Annotated in this window: 16 protein-coding genes; 13 read left to right on the top strand and 3 right to left on the bottom strand. The window is 52.1% G+C overall.

Annotated features, from left to right (window positions below; all coding sequences use genetic code 11):
- Positions 1 to 79 precede the first annotated feature (79 nt).
- The 4 genes from lon to sthA all read left to right on the top strand — a co-directional run bounded on the left by lon (position 80) and on the right by sthA (position 6,428).
- On the top strand, positions 80 to 2,491 hold the full coding sequence (lon, locus tag AACZ64_RS04350) for an endopeptidase La (RefSeq protein ID WP_293614665.1): 2,412 nt from the start codon (positions 80 to 82) through the stop codon (positions 2,489 to 2,491).
- Between the two features lie 127 nt (positions 2,492 to 2,618).
- Positions 2,619 to 2,894 carry an HU family DNA-binding protein gene (locus AACZ64_RS04355; RefSeq protein WP_036860706.1) on the top strand — a complete coding sequence of 92 codons (276 nt, stop codon included), beginning with the start codon at positions 2,619 to 2,621 and terminating at the stop codon, positions 2,892 to 2,894.
- Positions 2,895 to 3,003: 109 nt separating this feature from the next.
- Positions 3,004 to 4,881, top strand: coding sequence for a SurA N-terminal domain-containing protein (locus tag AACZ64_RS04360; protein WP_293614666.1), 1,878 nt, complete (start codon positions 3,004 to 3,006; stop codon positions 4,879 to 4,881).
- A gap of 128 nt (positions 4,882 to 5,009) precedes the next feature.
- Positions 5,010 to 6,428, top strand: a complete 1,419-nt coding sequence (gene sthA / locus AACZ64_RS04365) for a Si-specific NAD(P)(+) transhydrogenase (protein WP_293614667.1) — start codon at positions 5,010 to 5,012, stop codon at positions 6,426 to 6,428.
- Positions 6,429 to 6,481: 53 nt separating this feature from the next.
- Here sthA and AACZ64_RS04370 read toward each other — a convergent pair whose 3' ends face one another.
- The gene (locus AACZ64_RS04370) at positions 6,482 to 6,790 is read right to left on the bottom strand and encodes a hypothetical protein (protein ID WP_293614668.1); all 309 of its coding nucleotides are present in this window, start codon (positions 6,788 to 6,790) and stop codon (positions 6,482 to 6,484) included.
- Between the two features lie 185 nt (positions 6,791 to 6,975).
- Here AACZ64_RS04370 and AACZ64_RS04375 point away from each other — a divergent pair, with 185 nt between their 5' ends.
- The 3 genes from AACZ64_RS04375 to AACZ64_RS04385 are packed head-to-tail and all read left to right on the top strand — an operon-like array spanning position 6,976 to position 10,171.
- Positions 6,976 to 8,220, top strand: coding sequence for a lipoprotein-releasing ABC transporter permease subunit (locus tag AACZ64_RS04375; RefSeq protein WP_293614669.1), 1,245 nt, complete (start codon positions 6,976 to 6,978; stop codon positions 8,218 to 8,220).
- Positions 8,210 to 8,929 carry a lipoprotein-releasing ABC transporter ATP-binding protein LolD gene (gene lolD / locus AACZ64_RS04380; protein ID WP_293614670.1) on the top strand — a complete coding sequence of 240 codons (720 nt, stop codon included), beginning with the start codon at positions 8,210 to 8,212 and terminating at the stop codon, positions 8,927 to 8,929. The genes AACZ64_RS04375 and lolD overlap by 11 nt, the downstream gene beginning before the upstream one ends.
- Positions 8,930 to 8,935: 6 nt before the next feature.
- On the top strand, positions 8,936 to 10,171 hold the full coding sequence (locus AACZ64_RS04385; protein ID WP_293614671.1) for a lipoprotein-releasing ABC transporter permease subunit: 1,236 nt from the start codon (positions 8,936 to 8,938) through the stop codon (positions 10,169 to 10,171).
- Between the two features lie 14 nt (positions 10,172 to 10,185).
- Here AACZ64_RS04385 and AACZ64_RS04390 read toward each other — a convergent pair whose 3' ends face one another.
- A complete protein-coding gene (locus AACZ64_RS04390; RefSeq protein WP_293614672.1) occupies positions 10,186 to 10,740 on the bottom strand; it encodes a DUF2062 domain-containing protein in 555 nt (184 codons plus the stop codon).
- Positions 10,741 to 10,910: 170 nt separating this feature from the next.
- On the opposite strand from AACZ64_RS04390, the gene AACZ64_RS04395 reads away from it, so the two are divergent.
- The 3 genes from AACZ64_RS04395 to AACZ64_RS04405 are packed head-to-tail and all read left to right on the top strand — an operon-like array spanning position 10,911 to position 15,105.
- The gene (locus AACZ64_RS04395; protein WP_293614673.1) at positions 10,911 to 12,443 is read left to right on the top strand and encodes an FMN-binding glutamate synthase family protein; all 1,533 of its coding nucleotides are present in this window, start codon (positions 10,911 to 10,913) and stop codon (positions 12,441 to 12,443) included.
- A 56-nt stretch (positions 12,444 to 12,499) separates the two neighbouring features.
- Positions 12,500 to 14,002, top strand: coding sequence for a glutamate--cysteine ligase (locus AACZ64_RS04400; RefSeq protein WP_293614674.1), 1,503 nt, complete (start codon positions 12,500 to 12,502; stop codon positions 14,000 to 14,002).
- A gap of 2 nt (positions 14,003 to 14,004) precedes the next feature.
- Positions 14,005 to 15,105 (top strand): succinylglutamate desuccinylase/aspartoacylase family protein, encoded by a 1,101-nt coding sequence (locus AACZ64_RS04405; protein ID WP_293614675.1) that lies wholly within the window; start codon positions 14,005 to 14,007, stop codon positions 15,103 to 15,105.
- Here the strand turns inward: AACZ64_RS04405 and cobB are convergent.
- Complete coding sequence (gene cobB / locus AACZ64_RS04410; RefSeq protein WP_293614676.1) at positions 15,102 to 15,809, bottom strand: Sir2 family NAD+-dependent deacetylase; 708 nt, start codon at positions 15,807 to 15,809, stop codon at positions 15,102 to 15,104. The genes AACZ64_RS04405 and cobB overlap by 4 nt on opposite strands.
- 113 nt (positions 15,810 to 15,922) lie before the next feature.
- On the opposite strand from cobB, the gene arsS reads away from it, so the two are divergent.
- Genes arsS through AACZ64_RS04425 form a run of 3 tightly spaced genes read left to right on the top strand, consistent with a single transcriptional unit; the run spans position 15,923 to position 18,215 of the window.
- Positions 15,923 to 16,897, top strand: coding sequence for an arsenosugar biosynthesis radical SAM (seleno)protein ArsS (gene arsS, locus AACZ64_RS04415; RefSeq protein ID WP_293614677.1), 975 nt, complete (start codon positions 15,923 to 15,925; stop codon positions 16,895 to 16,897).
- Positions 16,897 to 17,571 carry a TIGR04283 family arsenosugar biosynthesis glycosyltransferase gene (locus tag AACZ64_RS04420; protein WP_293614678.1) on the top strand — a complete coding sequence of 225 codons (675 nt, stop codon included), beginning with the start codon at positions 16,897 to 16,899 and terminating at the stop codon, positions 17,569 to 17,571. Before arsS ends, AACZ64_RS04420 begins: the two co-directional genes overlap by 1 nt.
- Positions 17,568 to 18,215 (top strand): TIGR04282 family arsenosugar biosynthesis glycosyltransferase, encoded by a 648-nt coding sequence (locus AACZ64_RS04425; protein ID WP_293614679.1) that lies wholly within the window; start codon positions 17,568 to 17,570, stop codon positions 18,213 to 18,215. The genes AACZ64_RS04420 and AACZ64_RS04425 overlap by 4 nt, the downstream gene beginning before the upstream one ends.
- Positions 18,216 to 18,239: the final 24 nt, after the last annotated feature.

An 18,239-nucleotide genomic window follows, 5' to 3' on the forward strand; every position in this document is an offset into this window, starting at 1 on the left:
GTCACTTGTTTTTACCCCTGTAAACCCCATATTTGCAGTAAGCTAATTTGTATTAAACGCTCGCTAAAGAGGTTAAAGAATGGGACAGAACACTGTGCATAATCAATTGACAATGCTGCCTCTGCGCGACGTAGTGGTGTATCCCCATATGGTGATCCCACTGTTTGTCGGCCGGGAAAAATCGATTCTGGCCCTTGAAGAAGCGATGGTGCAGGACAAGCAGATTCTACTGGTGGCGCAGAAAGCTGCAGCGGAAGACGATCCGACACCCGATGATCTCTACCGTGTGGGCACTCTCGCCACGGTGTTACAAATGCTGAAGCTCCCCGATGGCACGGTCAAAGTGCTGGTTGAAGGTGTCGAGCGCGTTACTATCCAGAAAATTGATGAATCGCCCGGCTACTTCGTGGGTGTTTACGAAGTGATGTCCGACGAGGTGTTGTCCAGTAAAGAATCCGAAGCATTGATGCGATCGGCTCTGACCCAGTTTGAACAGTACGTCAATCTGAGTAAAAAAATCCCTTCAGAGGTTGTGAGTACCGTGGCAGGTATTGAGGATCCCAGTCGTTTGGCTGACACCCTGGCCACACACATGGCCCTCAGTGTCGAACAAAAACAGGGAATACTTGAAACACCTTCTCTGGCAAATCGGCTGGAGACATTGTTGGGCTTGATGGAATCCGAGATCGAGCTTTTTGAAGTTGAGCAGCGCATTCGTGGGCGCGTCAAAAAACAAATGGAAAAAAGCCAGAAAGAGTACTACCTCAACGAGCAGATGAAAGCGATCCAGAAAGAACTTGGCGAAGTTGAGGAGGGTGGCAATGATATCGAACAGCTGGAAACGAAAATCAATGAAGCTGGTATGCCAAAATATGCGCTTGATAAAGCAAAATCAGAACTGAATAAACTGAAAATGATGTCGCCGATGTCGGCTGAAGCCTCGGTTTTGCGCGGCTATATTGACTGGATGGTCAGTGTGCCCTGGAAAAAACGCTCCAGGGTCCGCCACGACCTCAAGCGTGCTGAACGCATTCTCCATGAAGACCACTATGGGCTCGAGGAGGTCAAGGAGCGAATTCTGGAGTTTCTGGCAGTCCAGCAGAGGGTGAAAAAACTTAAAGGACCCGTGTTGTGTCTGGTGGGGCCTCCGGGGGTGGGCAAGACCTCACTCGGTGAGTCCATCGCCAAGGCAACCGGCAGGAAATATGTGCGTATGTCTCTGGGTGGTGTTCGTGATGAAGCTGAAATTCGTGGGCACCGCAGGACTTATATTGGATCCCTGCCAGGCAAGCCGATTCAAAAATTGGCCAAAGCCGAGGTGAAGAATCCGTTATTCTTGTTGGATGAAATCGACAAGATGGGCATGGACCATCGCGGTGATCCCGCCTCGGCGATGCTTGAAGTCCTTGACCCCGAGCAGAATAATAGCTTCAACGACCATTACCTGGAAGTTGATTACGATCTTTCCGAAGTTATGTTCATCTGTACGGCAAATTCGATGAATATTCCCGGTCCTCTGCTGGATCGTCTCGAGGTCATTCGGATTCCCGGCTATACCGAGCAGGAAAAGATCAATATTGCGCTCAAATATCTGTTGCCAAAGCAACGCAAAGCTAACGGTCTGAAGCCGAACGAGCTGACCATGGACGACACAGCGGTGATGGACGTTATTCGTTACTACACGCGTGAAGCGGGTGTGCGAGGTTTGGAGCGCGAATTGGCAAAAATCTGTCGGAAAGTGGTTACGCGGAACGTTCGCGACGGTGTCAGGGAGTCTCACCACATTACTTCCGCTGAGCTCGAAGATTTGCTGGGTGTTTACAAATATGACTTTGGTCGCGCTGAAGAAGAGAGCCAGATTGGCCAGGTTACCGGTCTTGCCTGGACCCAGGTGGGTGGTGAGTTGTTAACCATTGAGTCTTCTGCGGTGCCAGGTAAGGGACAGGTGGTTAAAACCGGCTCGCTTGGTGATGTGATGCAGGAGTCTATCCAGGCGGCGTTGACGGTGGTTCGCAGTCGAGCAAAAAACCTGGGCATCAAACGCGACTTTTACCAGAAGGTAGACCTGCATATTCATGTGCCTGAAGGCGCGACCCCCAAGGATGGCCCCAGCGCCGGTATCGGAATGTGTACTGCTTTCGTTTCAGTGCTCACTGGTATCCCGGTGCGTGCGGATGTGGCCATGACCGGTGAGATTACCCTTCGCGGTCAAGTGTTAAGAATTGGAGGTTTAAAGGAAAAGCTATTGGCAGCTCATCGCGGTGGCATTCGCACGGTGCTGATTCCCTACGAAAATGAGCGCGACCTCAAAGAGATACCGGAGAATATTAAAGCAGATCTTGATATACATCCGGTCAAGTGGATTGATGAAGTTCTGGAGATTGCGTTGATTCGAAAACCGGAACCGTTGTCTGATGAAGAGTATGATCGCGTCGACAAAGATGAAACAAAAACTCATGGTGAGGCTGGAGCCCGCATAAATACTCACTAAAGCGCTTGACCGGTTTTCGGGGGGTTGGTATAACGTTGCAGTCATCTTACATGCCACAGCCTGCGGGAAAGCAGTAAAGTCGTGTGTTACAGGTGAAGAGTCTTATTAACATAACAAGGGGATTATTGTGAATAAATCTGAACTCGTTGATGCTATTGCCGATGCCGCTGATCTTTCCAAAGCGTCTGCCGGCCGCGCGCTGGATGCCGCTATTGACGCTGTAACCCGTACCCTGAAAAAAGGTGACCCGGTCTCTCTGGTAGGTTTTGGGACGTTTGCTGTTAAACAGCGTGCTGCTCGCACTGGGCGCAACCCTCAGACCGGGGCAGAAATCAAGATTGCTGCTGCCAACGTACCTAGCTTTAAAGCTGGTAAAGCTCTGAAGGACGCTGTTAATAAATAAAACGGCGTCTGCTGTTTGTCTTTTTTGTATGTTGAAAGGCGCATCAGCGATGCGCCTTTTTTTTTAAATAACCTTATCCGTCCAAATAAAACCAAATCAAGAGATTTTTATGCTGCAGGACTTTCGAGACAACCTCAAAGGCTCGGCCAAAATTGTATTGGTCGCTATTATTATTGTGCCGTTTGCCCTGTTCGGTGTGGATGCAATTTTTCTCAGCGGTAGTTCTGTTGAGGAAGTCGCCAGCGTCAATGGTGAGACCATTACGGAGCTTCGTCTCCAACAATCCGTGGCGCTTCAGAAGCAGCAGATTCTTAACAGGTACGAAGATCTCGACCCGTCCATGATCAACGATGAGCAGCTTCGTGGCCCCGTTATGCAACAGCTTATTCGCCAGAAAGCGGTTGAGCTTGCAGCTCGGGAACAGGGCATGGCTATCGACGACAAAATGATTTATCGCCTGTTGCTTGAGGTCCCTGATTTTCAAGTGGAAGGAAAGTTTGATGCCCAGCGCTATGAGTTTGTGCTCAGACAGATGGGTTACACCCCGAACTCCTACAATAAACTGCTTCGAGCAGATATGTTGAATAGCCAGTTTATGCAGGGGGTAAGCAATACCGGGTTTTCCACGGAGCGGGAAAACCAGCTATTGGCGAGCATCACTGAGCAAACCCGGGACTTCTACTACCTGACTATCCCCCGCGCGCCGGTATTGGAAGCAATTTCAATTACCGATGAAGAAATCCAGTCTTTCTATGAGAGCAATACAGACCAGTTTATGGCAGACGAGCAATTGGTGGTGGAGTACATAGAATTGCGTCCCGACGACCTGGTACAGGAAGTCGTCGTGGAAGAGAATGTTGTCAACGATGTGATCGAGGCCAGAATTAATGCCGCTCGAATCAAGCAATCGCGACAGGTCGCGCAGATTCTGCTTGAGAAACAGGACGACGGCAGTCATCTCGACAAAATTTCTGACATTCAACAGCAGCTGGAAGCCGGTGAAGACTTTGCTGTGCTTGCTGAGCAATACTCGGAGGATTACAGCACTGCTGAACAGGGTGGTGATCTGGGCTTTGTGCAACGTGGCGATCTGCCGGAATCATTGAGTGTGGCGCTGGATAGCCTCTCTGTCGGTGAGGTTTCTGATCTGGTAGAAACCGACCTCGGTGTCCATCTGGTCAAACTGCTGGCAGAAAAAAAGGCTGAGTTACCTAGCCGAGATGACATTGAGCCGGGTATCCGGCGTGAGCTTCAACGGCAGTTGGCACTGGAGTTGTTGCCAGAGAGAATTGAGGAGCTCAAGGACCTTTCCTATAATGCCTCCTCCCTGGAAAGTGTTGCCGACAGGCTTGATCTGACATTGCAGGTTACCGAACCATTCAGCCGCAATGGTGGTGAGGGTCTAGCGGGTAAACCACAGGTCATCACGGCTGCATTCAGCGAGCCGGTTCTGGAAAAAGGTCTTACCAGTGAAGTGCTTGATCTGGCAGATGATCACGTAGTGGTGCTGTCGCTTCGGGAGCGAATTCCTTCACGACTCAAACCCTTGGCTGAGGTCAGGCCCCGTATTGAGCAGATTCTCAAGAAAGAACGTGCAGACCGTCAGTTGATGGAGCGTGCTGAGACATTGGTCGCTCGTGTTAAAGGGGGTGAGTCAATTGAAGACGTGGCTAAACAGGAGTCGCTCCAATGGCAGGTTAATCTGGACACAAAACGGTTCAGTGGCAAACTCAACGAGGAGATTCGCCAGTGGGTTTTTTCACTAGCGGAGCCTGCGGATAGTGCGGTCGTTAGTGATTTGGCCCTTGCCAATGGCGATCATGTGGTTGTGTCCCTGACCCGGGTTACGGAGGGGGATTTCAACAAACTGAGTGCTGAACAGAAGCAGGTGCTTTCCACAACGGTTGCCCTGACGGCGGCCAGTCGCGATTACCAGGCGTATGAGACCCTATTGGTTGAACAAGCCGATATCACATCTAAATACTAGATAGGTGTATTGATCACCAGCATTCGTCTCGCTTGCTATGGTTTATAACGGTGGCCTTGGAGGTGTTGTGAAGTGGTAGCCAATATATGGTACCGAATATACCACCCATGAATCTGGAGTTTTAAAGCATGGCAGATTATCAATATGATCTGGTAATAATCGGCAGTGGTCCGGCAGGCGAGGGTGCGGCAATGTCCGCAGTGAAGCAGGGCTGGTCAGTGGCAGTAGTTGATGACAGGCCCATGGTGGGGGGTAACTGTACCCATCTGGGGACCATTCCTTCAAAAGCCTTGCGCCATGCAGTCCGGCGCATGGTGCAGTTCAATACCATGCCCATGTTCCGTGCAGTGGGCGATCCCCGTTGGTTCTCCTTCCCCGATTTGATGAAATCCGCAGATGATGTCATTCGCAAGCAGGTAGAAGGGCGGACAAAAGATTATGCTCGCAATCGTATCAAACTCCATTTGGGGCGAGCCAGCTTTACGGATGCTCACCATATTTCCATCAAACAGCCTGACCACACGCGCGAAACGATTAAGGGACGATTCTTTTTGATCGCAACGGGTTCACGTCCCTATCATCCAGACGATGTGGATTTTGATCATCCCTGTATTTTTGATAGTGATTCGATTCTGAGTCTGGATCGAACACCTCGCAATATTATTATTTATGGTGCCGGGGTAATCGGTTGTGAATATGCTTCGATTTTTGCCGGACTGGATACCCGTGTCGATCTGGTGAACAGTCGCTCCGGGTTGCTGTCATTTCTCGATGATGAGATTTCAGATGCACTCAGCTATCAGCTTCGCGATCTGAACGTCACCGTTCGACACAATGAGGAATATGACCATATAGAAACCCGTAACAACGGTGTCACTATGGAACTGAAGTCGGGCAAACGTATTCACGCTGAAGCGCTGCTCTGGTCCAATGGTCGTTCCGGCAATACTAAAAATATGGGGCTGGAAGAACTGGACCTGGTTGTGAATGAGCGGGGTCAGCTGGAGGTCAATGGGCACTACCAGACGACAGTCCCGCATATCTATGCGGCCGGTGATGTAGTGGGCTGGCCATCACTGGCAGGTGCCGCCTATGATCAGGGTCGGTTTGCTGCTGCACACATGTGTGGTGCTGCGCGTGAATATCACGTTGAAGACGTTGCTACCGGTATCTGGACGATTCCGGAAATCAGCTTTGTCGGCAAGACCGAGTCCGAACTCACCGAACAGCAAGTTCCCTATGAGATAGGCCGTGCTTACTTCAAGAACATAGCCCGTGCCCATATTTCCGGCGAAGAAGTCGGTGTATTAAAGATATTGTTTCATCAGGAAACGCTGGAAATCCTTGGTGTCCATTGTTTTGGTGCGGAGGCATCGGAAATTATTCATATTGGCCAGGCGATTATGAACCAGTCCGGCGATGCCAATACCATTGAGTATTTTATTCGTACCACATTCAACTACCCGACCATGGCCGAAGCCTACAGAATCGCCGCTATTAACGGGATGAACCGGCTGTGTCGGGAGTCCCGTAAACTGGTGATCTGATTGCCGGAGCCGAAAAACTCCCCACAATCATACGGCCCGGGATGGCATAAGTCTTACTCTGTGGCAGCGTTTCCCGATTCAGTGCGTTTTAGCACCGAATGAAGTACGTGCTCGTATTCAAAATAGACCTGAAATTCAGGGTACTCCCAGGATGAAATCGGCGGTTCTCCCACTGCGGGTTTCATGCTTAAGGGCTCACCAAATTTAGCGCGAACCCTGTCTTTGCTGATGCCTCGATCAGGTTTTTCAATGGCCTGATTTTGCGCCGATTGTTGTCCAACGGGGATAATAACCTGCTCGGCGATCGTAGCCAGGGGGAGGCTTATTAGCGCAGAAAAAAGCAGTATCAGTGGTTTATTCATGATCAAATTCCCTAGATTTCAGGCGTGTCCGGCTCGGATTGGGGTTGCCTTTGTCGGTTTTAATTATAGTAAGCTGAAATGCGGGAAGTGCAACTGCCAAATTGGCGGAGATCGGACAAACTGTTTGCCCGCCAGATAAAATGTTCACTTGTTTGCCTTCGGTGATTCCGATTTAATGCCTTCCCATGACTACTAACCTGCCTTTTTTTATCGGTCTGCGTTATATCCGCAGCAGACGCAAAAATGGTTTCGTATCTTTTATATCACTATTGTCTTTTGTCGCGATGGCACTCGGCGTGACGGCCCTGATCCTGGTTCTCTCCGTGATGAATGGTTTCGATTACGAAATAAGGCAGCGAATTCTTAACGTGGTAGCTCATGCAGCAATATTTAATGAAGACGGTGTCCGCAACTGGCAACAATTAGGTGCTGATGCAACCCTCGTCCGGGGTGTTGAGGCGTTTGCTCCCTACGTCGAGGGGTATGGGCTGCTGTCTTCAGATGCTCAGGGTCAGGGTGTTTTGATACAGGGTATAGATCCGCTTTTGGAAGGCGCGGTCAGCCCGATCAGTGAGCATATGATGGTAGGCGAGATGGCGTTACTGCAGCCGGGCGAGTATGGCATTGTTATCGGCAATCTGCTTGCCCGTTCGCTTGGGGTTATTCGGGGTGATTATGTGGTGCTGTCGTTGCCTGAACTGAATGTGACGCCGGCGGGTATTTTTCCGCGATATAAGCGGTTTCGTGTCTTTGGCGTTTTTCAGGTAGGTGCGCAGGTGGATGCGGGGCTGGCCTTTGTTCATTATCGGGATGCCCAGAAGTTGTTCCGAACCGGTGAAAATGTCACGGGTGTGAGGTTGCGACTTACCAATCCTTTTGCTGCAGGTGACATTGTTTCCACATTGAATGGCGATATGGCCCCTGGATTCAGGGCCAAAGCCTGGACGGAGGATATGGGTAATTTATTCCAGGCGATAGAACTGGAGAAAAAGGTGGTTGGCTTGCTGTTGGCGGCCATTATTGCTGTTGCGGCTTTTAATATTATTGCCAGCCTGATTCTGATGGTGGCTGATAAACGGCAGGATATTGCGGTGCTTCGCACCCTGGGTGTCGAGGCTGGAACGGTTTCACGAATTTTTATGGTACAGGGTAGTGCCGTAGGTGCTTTCGGGGTGCTCTGTGGCGTTGTTTTTGGCAGCTTGCTTGCCCTCTGGATTGGCGACATCGTCCACTGGGTTGAATATGTGGTAGGTTTCAGAGTATTTGATCCTGATGTCTATTTCATCAGCCAGCTACCCTCCAGGTTGTTGTGGCAGGATGTCCTTGTGATAAGCGGACTGGGTTTTGGTTTAAGTCTGTTGGCAACCTTGTATCCTTCATACCGGGCGGGACAGATTTTACCGGCGGAGGCCTTGCGTTATGACCACTGATTCATCCGCAGTGATGCACTGCGATAACCTTGCCAGACACTATCGCCAGGGCGTAGAGCGGATTGATGTGTTAAAGGGGTTGTCACTGCAGGTTGAAAGTGGTGAGAGAATTGCGATTATCGGGACGTCTGGTTCTGGAAAAACCACTCTTTTGAATCTGCTGGGCGGTCTGGATGACCCGGACGAGGGCTTCGTCAATGTAATGGGGGCTGCTCTGAAGCCAATGAGTGAATCGAAGCGGGCCCGCTGGCGCAATCAGTATCTGGGGTTTGTCTACCAGTTTCATCATCTGCTGGGTGAGTTCAGCGCACTTGAAAATGTGGCCATGCCGCTGCTGGTGGCAAAAATACCGGTTGCTGAAGCGACGGCGTTGGCTCAGGAAATGCTTGATCGGGTTGGTCTGGGCGCACGTTGCGACCATAAACCCTCTGAGCTGTCCGGTGGAGAGCGGCAGAGAGTCGCCATTGCTCGGGCGCTGGTGAGAAAACCGGCCTGTGTGCTGATGGACGAACCGACCGGCAACCTTGACCCTGTCACAGCAGAAACGGTACTCGCACTTCTGATGTCATTAAATCGTGAGTTGGCGATCAGTTTTGTGGTGGTCACCCATGATGCTCAGGTCGCGGCTCGGATGGATCGGGTGCTCTCACTTACAGAGGGCTGTCTGACGGATGTCACTGAATCTCACTCCATGGATCAGGGATTGTAGCCAACTGTGTTCAGACCCCTAACCGTCTTTATCGGATTGCGTAATTTTACCTCTGGCGCTGGCAAGCGGATGGTGTCGTTTATTTCACTGCTGGCCATTCTGGGACTGGTGATGGGCGTTGCCCTGCTGGTGGTGGTTATGTCCGTAATGAACGGATTTGATAGGGAAATGGAGACACGTATCCTCGCAGCAGTGCCTCACATACGATTGTTTAACGAGTACGATGTTCAGCAGAGTGACACGTTGCGGGATATCCTTGAGCAGCAGCCGAATGTCCGCGCCGTGATGCCCTTTACCCGGCTGGAGGGTATGTTGACGCACCGTGGCAAAACCAGACCAGTGGAGGTGATGGGGCTTGAGCCATCACTGGCCGACCCGTTCATGGGTGTGTTCGTCTCTCCTGACCTGATGGGGCAGCTGGCTGTTCATTCCAATGGCCTTTTGATGGCGGGTGAGATTGCCAAAAAACTGTCCCTGTCAGCGGGTGACCGGGTGACATTACTGGTGCCCGCATCCGGAGGTAACGGGCTCCAACAGGCACCAAAAGTGTCGACTTTTACCGTGCTGGGCACCTTTGACACTCGCACAGCGGCTGATCAGAGTCTGGTGCTGGCGAAGCTTGAGACAGCCTCCAGGCTGGCGGGACATCCGGGCCTGGCCCGGGGGTGGCAGGTGCGGGTGGCCGATGTCTTTGAGGCGCGTCAGACCGGTTATGCCCTGCTGCAAGTGCTGCCGTCCGGTTACCAGTTTTCCGACTGGATACAGACTCATGGCAATCTTTATCAAGCCATAAAAATGTCTCGCAACCTGGTTTCCCTGTTGGTTTTTCTGATCATTGCCATCGCTGTTTTCAATGTAATCTCAATGCTGATGATGACCGTGATCGACAAGCGTGCCGAGATAGCGATTCTCAAAACACAGGGGTTTGTCCGGCATGAGATTGTTGCAATTTTCCTCACTCAAGGTGTGCTGATTGGTCTCTTTGGTACCCTGCTGGGTGTGCTGCTGGGTGTGGTGGGGGCTTTGAATGTGACGGCTGCGGCCCGGTGGCTTGAGTCGTTAATGGGCCGCCCGTTACTCAGCTCGGAAATTTATCCACTTGACTACCTCCCTTCGGCACTGTTGTGGAATGATGTGGCGCTGATCGTTGCTGTGGCATTAGCGCTGAATTTTTTGGCGACCCTTTACCCGGCTATCCGTGCTGCCAATACACGTCCGGCAGATGTCCTGAGATACGAGTAATAGCTTTTTGTCAGTTAGGGATTTTCTCTCTGATTTAATAATGCAGCTGCGTGTCCCTGACGTTTTTTCTTACGAACACCCCAGTTTTTGATCACCTGCCACCGCCACAGATTCAAAATGGTCAGGTAGCCTATGATACCGCTGATCAACCCGCAAACCAGACTGCCGGTCAGCAGTGGCAGCCAAATTCTACTGCCCTGTGCAATTGCCCAGTCCCAACTGAGCTCAATGACAAGGTGAGATTCTCTTTGACCCAATAACCAGGTACCTACACTGTAGGCAAACAGGAACATCGGGGTGATCGTCAGTGGGTTGCTGATCCAGATCAGTGCCACGGCCAGAGGTAGATTGCTGCGGAATACCAATGCCAATAGTACGGCCACCAGCGTTTGTCCCGGAATCGGCAGGAAAGCACAAAATAGCCCGATAAAAAAAGACGTTGAAATCGAAGCACGGTTGATATGGAACAGGTTGGGATCTTTCAGTAGAGGGCCCATCCAGCGGATAGGGCGCACATTAAGGATTTTGTGTGGATCCGGCAGAAAGCGGCGTAAGATCTTTTTTGGCATAAGTTCGGGCTGATGACGTTGGGGGCGGGAATTATGATCAGTTTTTGTCCCACAGGCTACTGATCAGGTCAACTGGATAGTTGTTTCTATCAGCGTAACATGGTCAGATCGGTGAGATTATTTTAATCTCCGAAACCCTACCTCTACTTGAAAACAGGGCAAAATAAAATATGGAATCAGTCACGTCAGGTTGGGTTTACTTCACGCTAAATTCTCTGGCCGTCATCTTTGTACTTTCTTTTGGTCTGCTAATCCTTACGTTGGTTGTCTTCTATATCATTGATATTACCCAGACCAAACATGCGGTTCGCCGAAACTACCCTGTTGTCGGTCGTTTTCGTTACCTGTTTGAGCACATGGGTGAATTTTTCCGTCAATATTTCTACGCTCTGGACCGTGAGGAAATGCCCTTTAATCGGGCCGAACGTGCCTGGGTCTACAGAGCGGCCAAGGATGTGGATAGAACGCTGGCTTTCGGTTCAACGCGAGACCTGCGTCCGCTCGGTTCAATATTTTTTGTCAACTGTGCGTACCCCACCCGCGGTGAGGATGCGGTGGCCCCCAGCCCTATCACCATTGGGCCCTATTGTGAGATACCGTTCACAACGACCTCTATTCTGAATATTTCCGGTATGAGTTACGGCGCGCTCTCCAAGCCGGCATTGCAGGCGTTATCTCGAGGTGCGGCCAAAGCCGGCTGCTGGTTAAATACCGGCGAAGGTGGTCTTTCGTCCTATCACCTTGAGGGCGGCTGCGATATTGTCTTTCAGATTGGTACCGCCAAATTTGGTGTTCGGGACGAGCAGGGTCGACTCAGCGAAGAACGGTTGGCCGGTGTTGCGGCTCATCCGCAGGTCAAAATGTTTGAGATCAAGCTCAGTCAGGGTGCCAAGCCGGGAAAGGGCGGTATTCTGCCCGGGGCCAAGGTCACTGAAGAGATCGCACTGATTCGGGCCATTTCGGTGGGTGAGGATGCAATCAGTCCCAACCGGCACCTGGAAATCACCAATGCCGGCAGCTTGCTGGATATGATTGATCAGGTGCGCAGGGTTACAGGAAAGCCGGTAGGCTTCAAAACGGTTATTGGTGACACCGTCTGGCTGGAAGATCTCTTTAAACTGATACTGGCGCGAGGTATTGAATCGGCTCCGGATTTTATTTCGGTCGACGGTGCAGAGGGCGGCTCTGGTGCCGCACCTCAGGCGCTGATGGATTATATGGGGTTGCCCATCCGCGAGAGTCTTCCTGCGGTCGTTGACTTGTTGCATGGCTACGGTCTCAAAGAGCGCATCAAGGTGATTGCATCGGGAAAACTGATTGTGCCCTCCGGGGTGGCTTGGGCGCTCTGCATGGGCGCGGATTTTGTCAATTCCGGGCGTGGTTTCATGTTCTCTCTCGGTTGTATTCAAGCCATGCAGTGCAATAAAAATACCTGCCCCACCGGTGTCACGACCCATGACCCAAAATTGCAGCGCGGGTTGAACCCCATACTGAAATCCGAGCGGGTGGCAAACTACGTGGCGAACATGACCTATGATGTCGGTACGATTGCCCACTCCTGTGGTGTTTTCGAGCCTCGCCAGTTGCGTCGCCATCACGCCAGAATGGCTACCAGTTCCGGTCGCTCGGAAAGCCTTGAAAGTCTTTATCCATCGGAGCAGATGGGAGCCAGGTTGTTTCCCCCAGGAAATATTGATCAATGATGGCAAAGCAATGTCATAGTTAAAACCGGTCAGCCGGGATAAAAGAGGTGTGATTCATGGGGCAATCCATCGATAAAACCAGCTTTACACCTGTCGACTTCAAGCGATTTGAAGAAAAATTGCATTATTGCCTCGAAGCGCTGGATAGTCTTCTGGCCCGGCCGGGGTTCGGGCAGGGAAGCGCCAGTATTGGTGCAGAACTGGAGTTGTATCTGGTCGACGGGCGAGGGGGGCCGCTATTGCGCAATCTGGAGGTTCAGGCGCAGAGTAATGACCCTAGGTTGACCCTTGAACTGAACCGTTACAATCTCGAATTTAATCTGTCCCCGGTGTTTGCTGCAGGTCAGCCGTTTACTGCCATCGAGCAGCAAATGCTGGAAACTCTGGCGGATTTGCATTCGCTGCTGAATAAGGAGGGGGGTGGCGTCATACCCATCGGTATTCTCCCCACCCTGGGACCCAATCACTTTGGCGAAGCTGTGATGACTGATACGCCGCGTTATCAAGTTCTCGCTGAGGCCATCCGGCAATCACGAACGGATGTTTTCGGCATTAATATCGATGGTCCAGACCCTATTCATCTGGTCCACGGTGATGTGACACTGGAGGGCGCTTGCACGTCCTTTCAGTTGCACTACCGCACTGACCCCGCCCGGTTTGGCACGCTGTGGAACGCCATTCAGCTGGTTACCCCATTGATGGTTGGTGTTGCCGCCAACTCGCCACTATTACTGGGCCACCGTCTCTGGCACGAGACCCGAGTACCCTTGTTCAGGCAATCCATTGATGACCCTGAGGTCGGGCCCGATGGCTGGAGTAAACCGGCCCGAGTCAGCTTTGGTCACGGCTGGTTGCGTGGTAACGCAATGGAGTTGTTCCGGGAAACTGTACAACTCTACAAGCCTCTGATGCCGCTGGTCAGTGCAGAAGATCCCCGGGCCGTGGTGGCAGGCGGTGGCATGCCGCTGCTTGAAGAACTTTGTTTGCATGATGGAACCATCTGGTCCTGGAATCGGCCAATTTTTGATCCCGAAGGCGATGCTCATGTGAGGATAGAGATGAGATCGTTGCCAGCGGGACCTACGCCACTGGACATGGCGGCAAATGCAGCGCTGTTTATCGGACTCGCCGAGGGTCTGTCCGATCAGCTGGAGCCCTTGCTATCGGCCCTGCCGTTTAGCTATGCGGAGGAGAACTTTTACCGGGCGGCCAGAGATGGGCTGCAGGCCCAGGTACTATGGCCGAATGCCCGACAAAATGGTTTACAGGAGCAATCACTGGCCAGTGTATTAGAGCAGCTGTTACCCACTGCGGCACGGGGTTTGGCCAGTATCGGGGTCGATGAAAAGGAATACCGGAAGTGGCTGAAGGTTATCGAGGGCAGATTATCAACCGGGGTTAATGGTGCGAGCTGGCAGTTGGCCCAATTTAATCAGTTGATGTCTACTGGCATGAACCGGAAAGAGGTTTGCCGGCGGCTGCTGGCCGCTTACCAGTCGCGTTCAATGGCCAATATCCCGGTATCCCAGTGGACTGATATTGAGCAGGCAGAGGAGTGAATATGCAGTTGGGGAAGAGCTTCAGAATTCTTCAGAAGCCCTCGGCAGAAGACGTGCCAGCATCCGTTACCGATTTTCTCGTTCAGCTCGGCGGGCCGGCGGTGATCAAGCTGGACGGCCGCGATAAGCGCCGTTGCCGTTTTGTGGTCACCCTCCTGCACGGCAATGAACCCTCCGGTCTGAAGGCCATTCATCAATTGTTGCGCGAGGATTTTGAGCCGGAGGTGGATACCTACCTGGCGATTGTCTCGGTCGAGGCGGCATTGACGGAACCGCAGTTCAGTAACCGCTACTTGCCAGATCAGCGCGACATGAATCGGCTGTTTGCTCCCCCCTACTCTGATGCCCAAGCAATGTTGGCTGCTGAGTTGCTGGATATCATTCGCCGGGTGGAGCCCGAGGCCGTTATCGATCTCCATAATACCTCCGGTGATGGACCCGCTTTTGCGGTCGCTGTAGAAGAACAGCCCATTCATATGGATATCGCCATTCTTTTTACCCATCGGCTCATTATTACCGATATCCGTCTGGGGGCGCTGATGGAGTCCCCAGGACTCGGTTGTCCGATAGTGACGATTGAGTGTGGTGGCGCTGCGCAGGCACTGTCAGACACGATTGCCCGCCAGGGATTAAAACGATTTATGACGGAAGCAGAACTAGCCAGGCCGATGCTCCCCGATTCAGAGAAATTAGCCGAGCGGGATATCTATCGGCACCCGGTGAGGATGGAGCTGAAGCCCGCAGGACGCCTGTGTTACGCAGAGGAACCCTGCCCCGGTATGGATATTACGCTGCCGCTTCACCTCGATCGGCGAAATTTCGGCATCGTCGGTCCGGATTCGCCGCTGGCCTGGCTAAGCGGGCAGGGTATCCGGAATCTCAGGGTGGTCGATGCCCATGGCCATGACGTCATTGATGAATATTTTGTTTCACGGGAGGGCAAGCTTTACCCTCGAACCTTTTTAAAGCTTTTTATGGTGACGACCAATCCTTCGATAGCGGTGAGTGATTGTATTTTTTATGCAGTGAAAGAAGTGGACCATACCCATTTGCAAACGACACGAAGGACCCTTGATTCAATTGATTCTGGAGCCCGGGATTAGAGTGATCGAAAGTAATCGGGGACCAATATCGAGGCCGGTCCCTGATGGCATTCGTCAAACTGCGAACCGTTGGTTGAGATCTCCAGGTTGAGTTCAACCGTCTGTGCCCCGGCAGCTTTGGCGACGGCAAAGAACCCGGCAGCCGGATAGACATGACCGGAGGTGCCAATAGCAATAAATAAATCGCACTGGTGTAAAGCCCGGTAGATTTCATCCATAAAAAGTGGCATTTCACCAAACCACACCACGTGGGGACGGAGGGTGGCCATTTTGTCGCAGCATGGGCAGCGCACCGATAAAGCGGTATTCTGGTGACAGTCAAAAATGTTCCCGGTAGCACTGCAACGGGTTTTCAATAACTCACCATGCATATGAAGAACATGGCTACTGCCGGCCCGTTCATGAAGGTTATCGATATTCTGTGTGACCAGTGTGAAGTTGCCGGAACAGCGTTGTTGAAATTCAGCCAGTGCGAGATGGGCCGGGTTGGGTGCGATATCCGGATCCAGCAGTTGCCGTCTGCGTTCATTGTAGAACTGGTGTACTGTGGCTGGATCACGGGCAAAGCCCTCGGGTGAGGCAACATCCTCTACCCGGTGGTTTTCCCAAAGCCCATCGCTGGTTCGGAAAGTCTGTATGCCGGACTCAGCGGAGATTCCGGCACCGGTTAAAACAACGATGGATTGACAGGTTTTGGTAGGCATAGGGCATGTATTCTGTTTTTTTCAGTTTGGCAGGCAAATAGCGCCATACCGACTCCGGTTCTGTCCCAACCCGCAAGGGTCACAAAGCAGATGAATATTCGCAGGATAATACAATGAGAGATACCCGGCCGTTTCTGCTCACTACCGATTTCCCCGAGTTGCAGAGAAAAGGATTGTCGACGCTTCAGGTAAATTTGGGGTATCTCTGTAATCAAAGTTGCAGCCACTGCCACGTGAATGCGGGGCCAAACCGCACCGAACTGATGGATTGGGAGACCGTCCAACTGGTGTTGCGGGTATTGCGTGAACGACAGATTTCTACGCTCGATCTGACTGGTGGCGCGCCAGAGATGAACCCCCATTTTCGCCATCTGGTATCAGCGGCGATCAAGCAGGGTGTTACTGTCATTGATCGCTGCAACCTGACTATCCTCCTCGAGCCAGACCAGGCCGATCTGGCGGAATTCCTCGCAGCCCAGGGTGTAACAGTAGTTGCATCACTGCCTTGTTACACAGAGCAGAATGTTGCCGAGCAGCGCGGCAAGGGTGTTTTTCAGCAAAGCATAGAGGCGCTGCAAAAGCTGAATACACTGGGTTATGGGCGAAAGCCAGACCTCGCTTTAAACCTGGTTTACAACCCCAACGGCGCATTCCTTCCGCCCCCACAGCAGCAGCTCGAACAGGAATACAAAACCCGTTTATTGGAAGATTATGGCATTGTGTTCAACCAGCTTTTTACCATCACCAATATGCCGATCAGTCGCTTCGGTGCCACTTTGCTGGCTCATGGTAACTACGAACCTTATATGCAGTTGTTGAAAGACCATTATCACCGCGAGCACCTGCAGACAGTCATGTGCCGCGATACTGTCAGTGTGGATTGGCTGGGCTACCTCTACGATTGTGATTTCAACCAGATGCTTGAGATGCCCATGTCCGCCCCGAGCGAACACATTGCCTCAGACCGTCGACCGCATTTGCGGGAACTACTGCAGAATGATCTGTCCGGACGACCGATTGCCATTGGTGACCACTGCTACGGTTGTACCGCCGGCAATGGCAGTAGCTGTGGCGGTGCGTTGGACTAATGGCCGGTCTGCAGCTCAGTATCGTTATTCCGGTGCTCAATGAAGGTGCTGAGCTAACGTCCTGTCTTCAGTGTTTACAAGGGCTTCGCCAGGCAGAAGTGGAGCTGATTGTGGTGGATGGCGGAAGCTCGGATGATTCGGTGGAGCGGGCCACTGCCCAGGCTGATCTGGTCATCAACAGTCCCCGTGGCCGCAGTTTGCAGATGAATGCAGGGGCGGTAGAGGCTTGCGGCAATTACCTGCTGTTTCTCCACAGTGATACACGATTGCCTGTCGGGTTCTCCAGTCATTGGTTGTCGGACAGTGTTTGGGGGTTTTTCCCGGTCAAGCTCAGTGGAACCAGTTGGGCTTTTCGGGTGATTGAGCGGGCGATGAGTTGTCGGGCCCGTTTCTCCGGTATTGGCACTGGCGATCAGGCGCTGTTTGTACGCCGCGATATTTTTGATCAAATTGGCGGTTTTGCCGCTATCCCGCTGATGGAGGATGTGGAAATCTGTCGTCGCCTGAAAGTTCTCTGCCCACCCAAAGTGTTGTCTCCTACCGTTCTGACTTCCGCTCGTCGCTGGCAGCAGCGGGGAATTGTGAGCACGGTATTGCAAATGTGGTGGTTGCGGCTGGCATTTTTTCTGGGCGTTTCCCCGGCACGTCTGGCTAGACGGTATTACCCTGAATGATCCCCGGATCCTCTGACAGTTGCCTGATACAGTTTGCCAAGGCCCCATTATTGGGTGCTGTAAAAACCCGCTTGGAGCCCTCTCTGGGAAAGGCGGGGTGTGTGGCACTTCATCGTGCGCTGGTCAGTTGGGTCTTCAGTCGTCATCTGCCAGTGGGGCAGGTTGATAGCGAAGTCTGGTCTGACCGTAAGCACCCTTTTTTCGATGCTCTCCTGACTCCTGCGGAAGTGCCATTTCGCCTGCAGGAAGGCGCCGATCTTGGCCAGCGCATGTCCCACGCTTTTGCTGATCGACTACCGCATTACCGCAACGTGTTGTTGATCGGCAGCGATTGCCCGGGGATTAATGGTAATTATATTGCGGCTGCGCTCAAGGCGTTGCAGACAGTCCCCGCTGTATTGGGTCCGGCCCGTGATGGCGGCTATGTGCTGGTGGGGCTCAATCGACCTTGTCCGGGTATTTTTGAAGACGTGCCATGGGGAACCGGGAGGGTTATGGAGGTGACGCGGCAGCGCTTGATGGCGAACTGTTTGCAGTGGCTTGAGCTGGATACACTGGTCGATATTGACCGAAATGAAGATCTGCACTATCTAGTAAGTAGCGTTGAGCGGGAATTATTTTTTAAGAAATATTTAACTTGCTGATATTAAAAGAATTATTTTTCTTGA

Source organism: uncultured Porticoccus sp., assembly GCF_963975625.1.
Classification (GTDB): Bacteria; Pseudomonadota; Gammaproteobacteria; order Pseudomonadales; family Porticoccaceae; genus Porticoccus.

What these genes read in the sequence shown, in the direction of transcription:
- AACZ64_RS04375 (WP_293614669.1), top strand. Translation starts at nt 6,976, where the DNA reads ATGACTACTAACCTGCCTTTTTTTATCGGTCTGCGTTATATCCGCAGC.
- AACZ64_RS04425 (WP_293614679.1), top strand. Translation starts at nt 17,568, where the DNA reads ATGATCCCCGGATCCTCTGACAGTTGCCTGATACAGTTTGCCAAGGCC.
- arsS (WP_293614677.1), top strand. Translation starts at nt 15,923, where the DNA reads ATGAGAGATACCCGGCCGTTTCTGCTCACTACCGATTTCCCCGAGTTG.
- AACZ64_RS04390 (WP_293614672.1), bottom strand. Translation starts at nt 10,740, where the DNA reads ATGCCAAAAAAGATCTTACGCCGCTTTCTGCCGGATCCACACAAAATC.
- AACZ64_RS04420 (WP_293614678.1), top strand. Translation starts at nt 16,897, where the DNA reads ATGGCCGGTCTGCAGCTCAGTATCGTTATTCCGGTGCTCAATGAAGGT.
- AACZ64_RS04395 (WP_293614673.1), top strand. Translation starts at nt 10,911, where the DNA reads ATGGAATCAGTCACGTCAGGTTGGGTTTACTTCACGCTAAATTCTCTG.
- lolD (WP_293614670.1), top strand. Translation starts at nt 8,210, where the DNA reads ATGACCACTGATTCATCCGCAGTGATGCACTGCGATAACCTTGCCAGA.
- AACZ64_RS04400 (WP_293614674.1), top strand. Translation starts at nt 12,500, where the DNA reads ATGGGGCAATCCATCGATAAAACCAGCTTTACACCTGTCGACTTCAAG.
- sthA (WP_293614667.1), top strand. Translation starts at nt 5,010, where the DNA reads ATGGCAGATTATCAATATGATCTGGTAATAATCGGCAGTGGTCCGGCA.
- lon (WP_293614665.1), top strand. Translation starts at nt 80, where the DNA reads ATGGGACAGAACACTGTGCATAATCAATTGACAATGCTGCCTCTGCGC.
- AACZ64_RS04360 (WP_293614666.1), top strand. Translation starts at nt 3,004, where the DNA reads ATGCTGCAGGACTTTCGAGACAACCTCAAAGGCTCGGCCAAAATTGTA.
- AACZ64_RS04370 (WP_293614668.1), bottom strand. Translation starts at nt 6,790, where the DNA reads ATGAATAAACCACTGATACTGCTTTTTTCTGCGCTAATAAGCCTCCCC.
- cobB (WP_293614676.1), bottom strand. Translation starts at nt 15,809, where the DNA reads ATGCCTACCAAAACCTGTCAATCCATCGTTGTTTTAACCGGTGCCGGA.
- AACZ64_RS04405 (WP_293614675.1), top strand. Translation starts at nt 14,005, where the DNA reads ATGCAGTTGGGGAAGAGCTTCAGAATTCTTCAGAAGCCCTCGGCAGAA.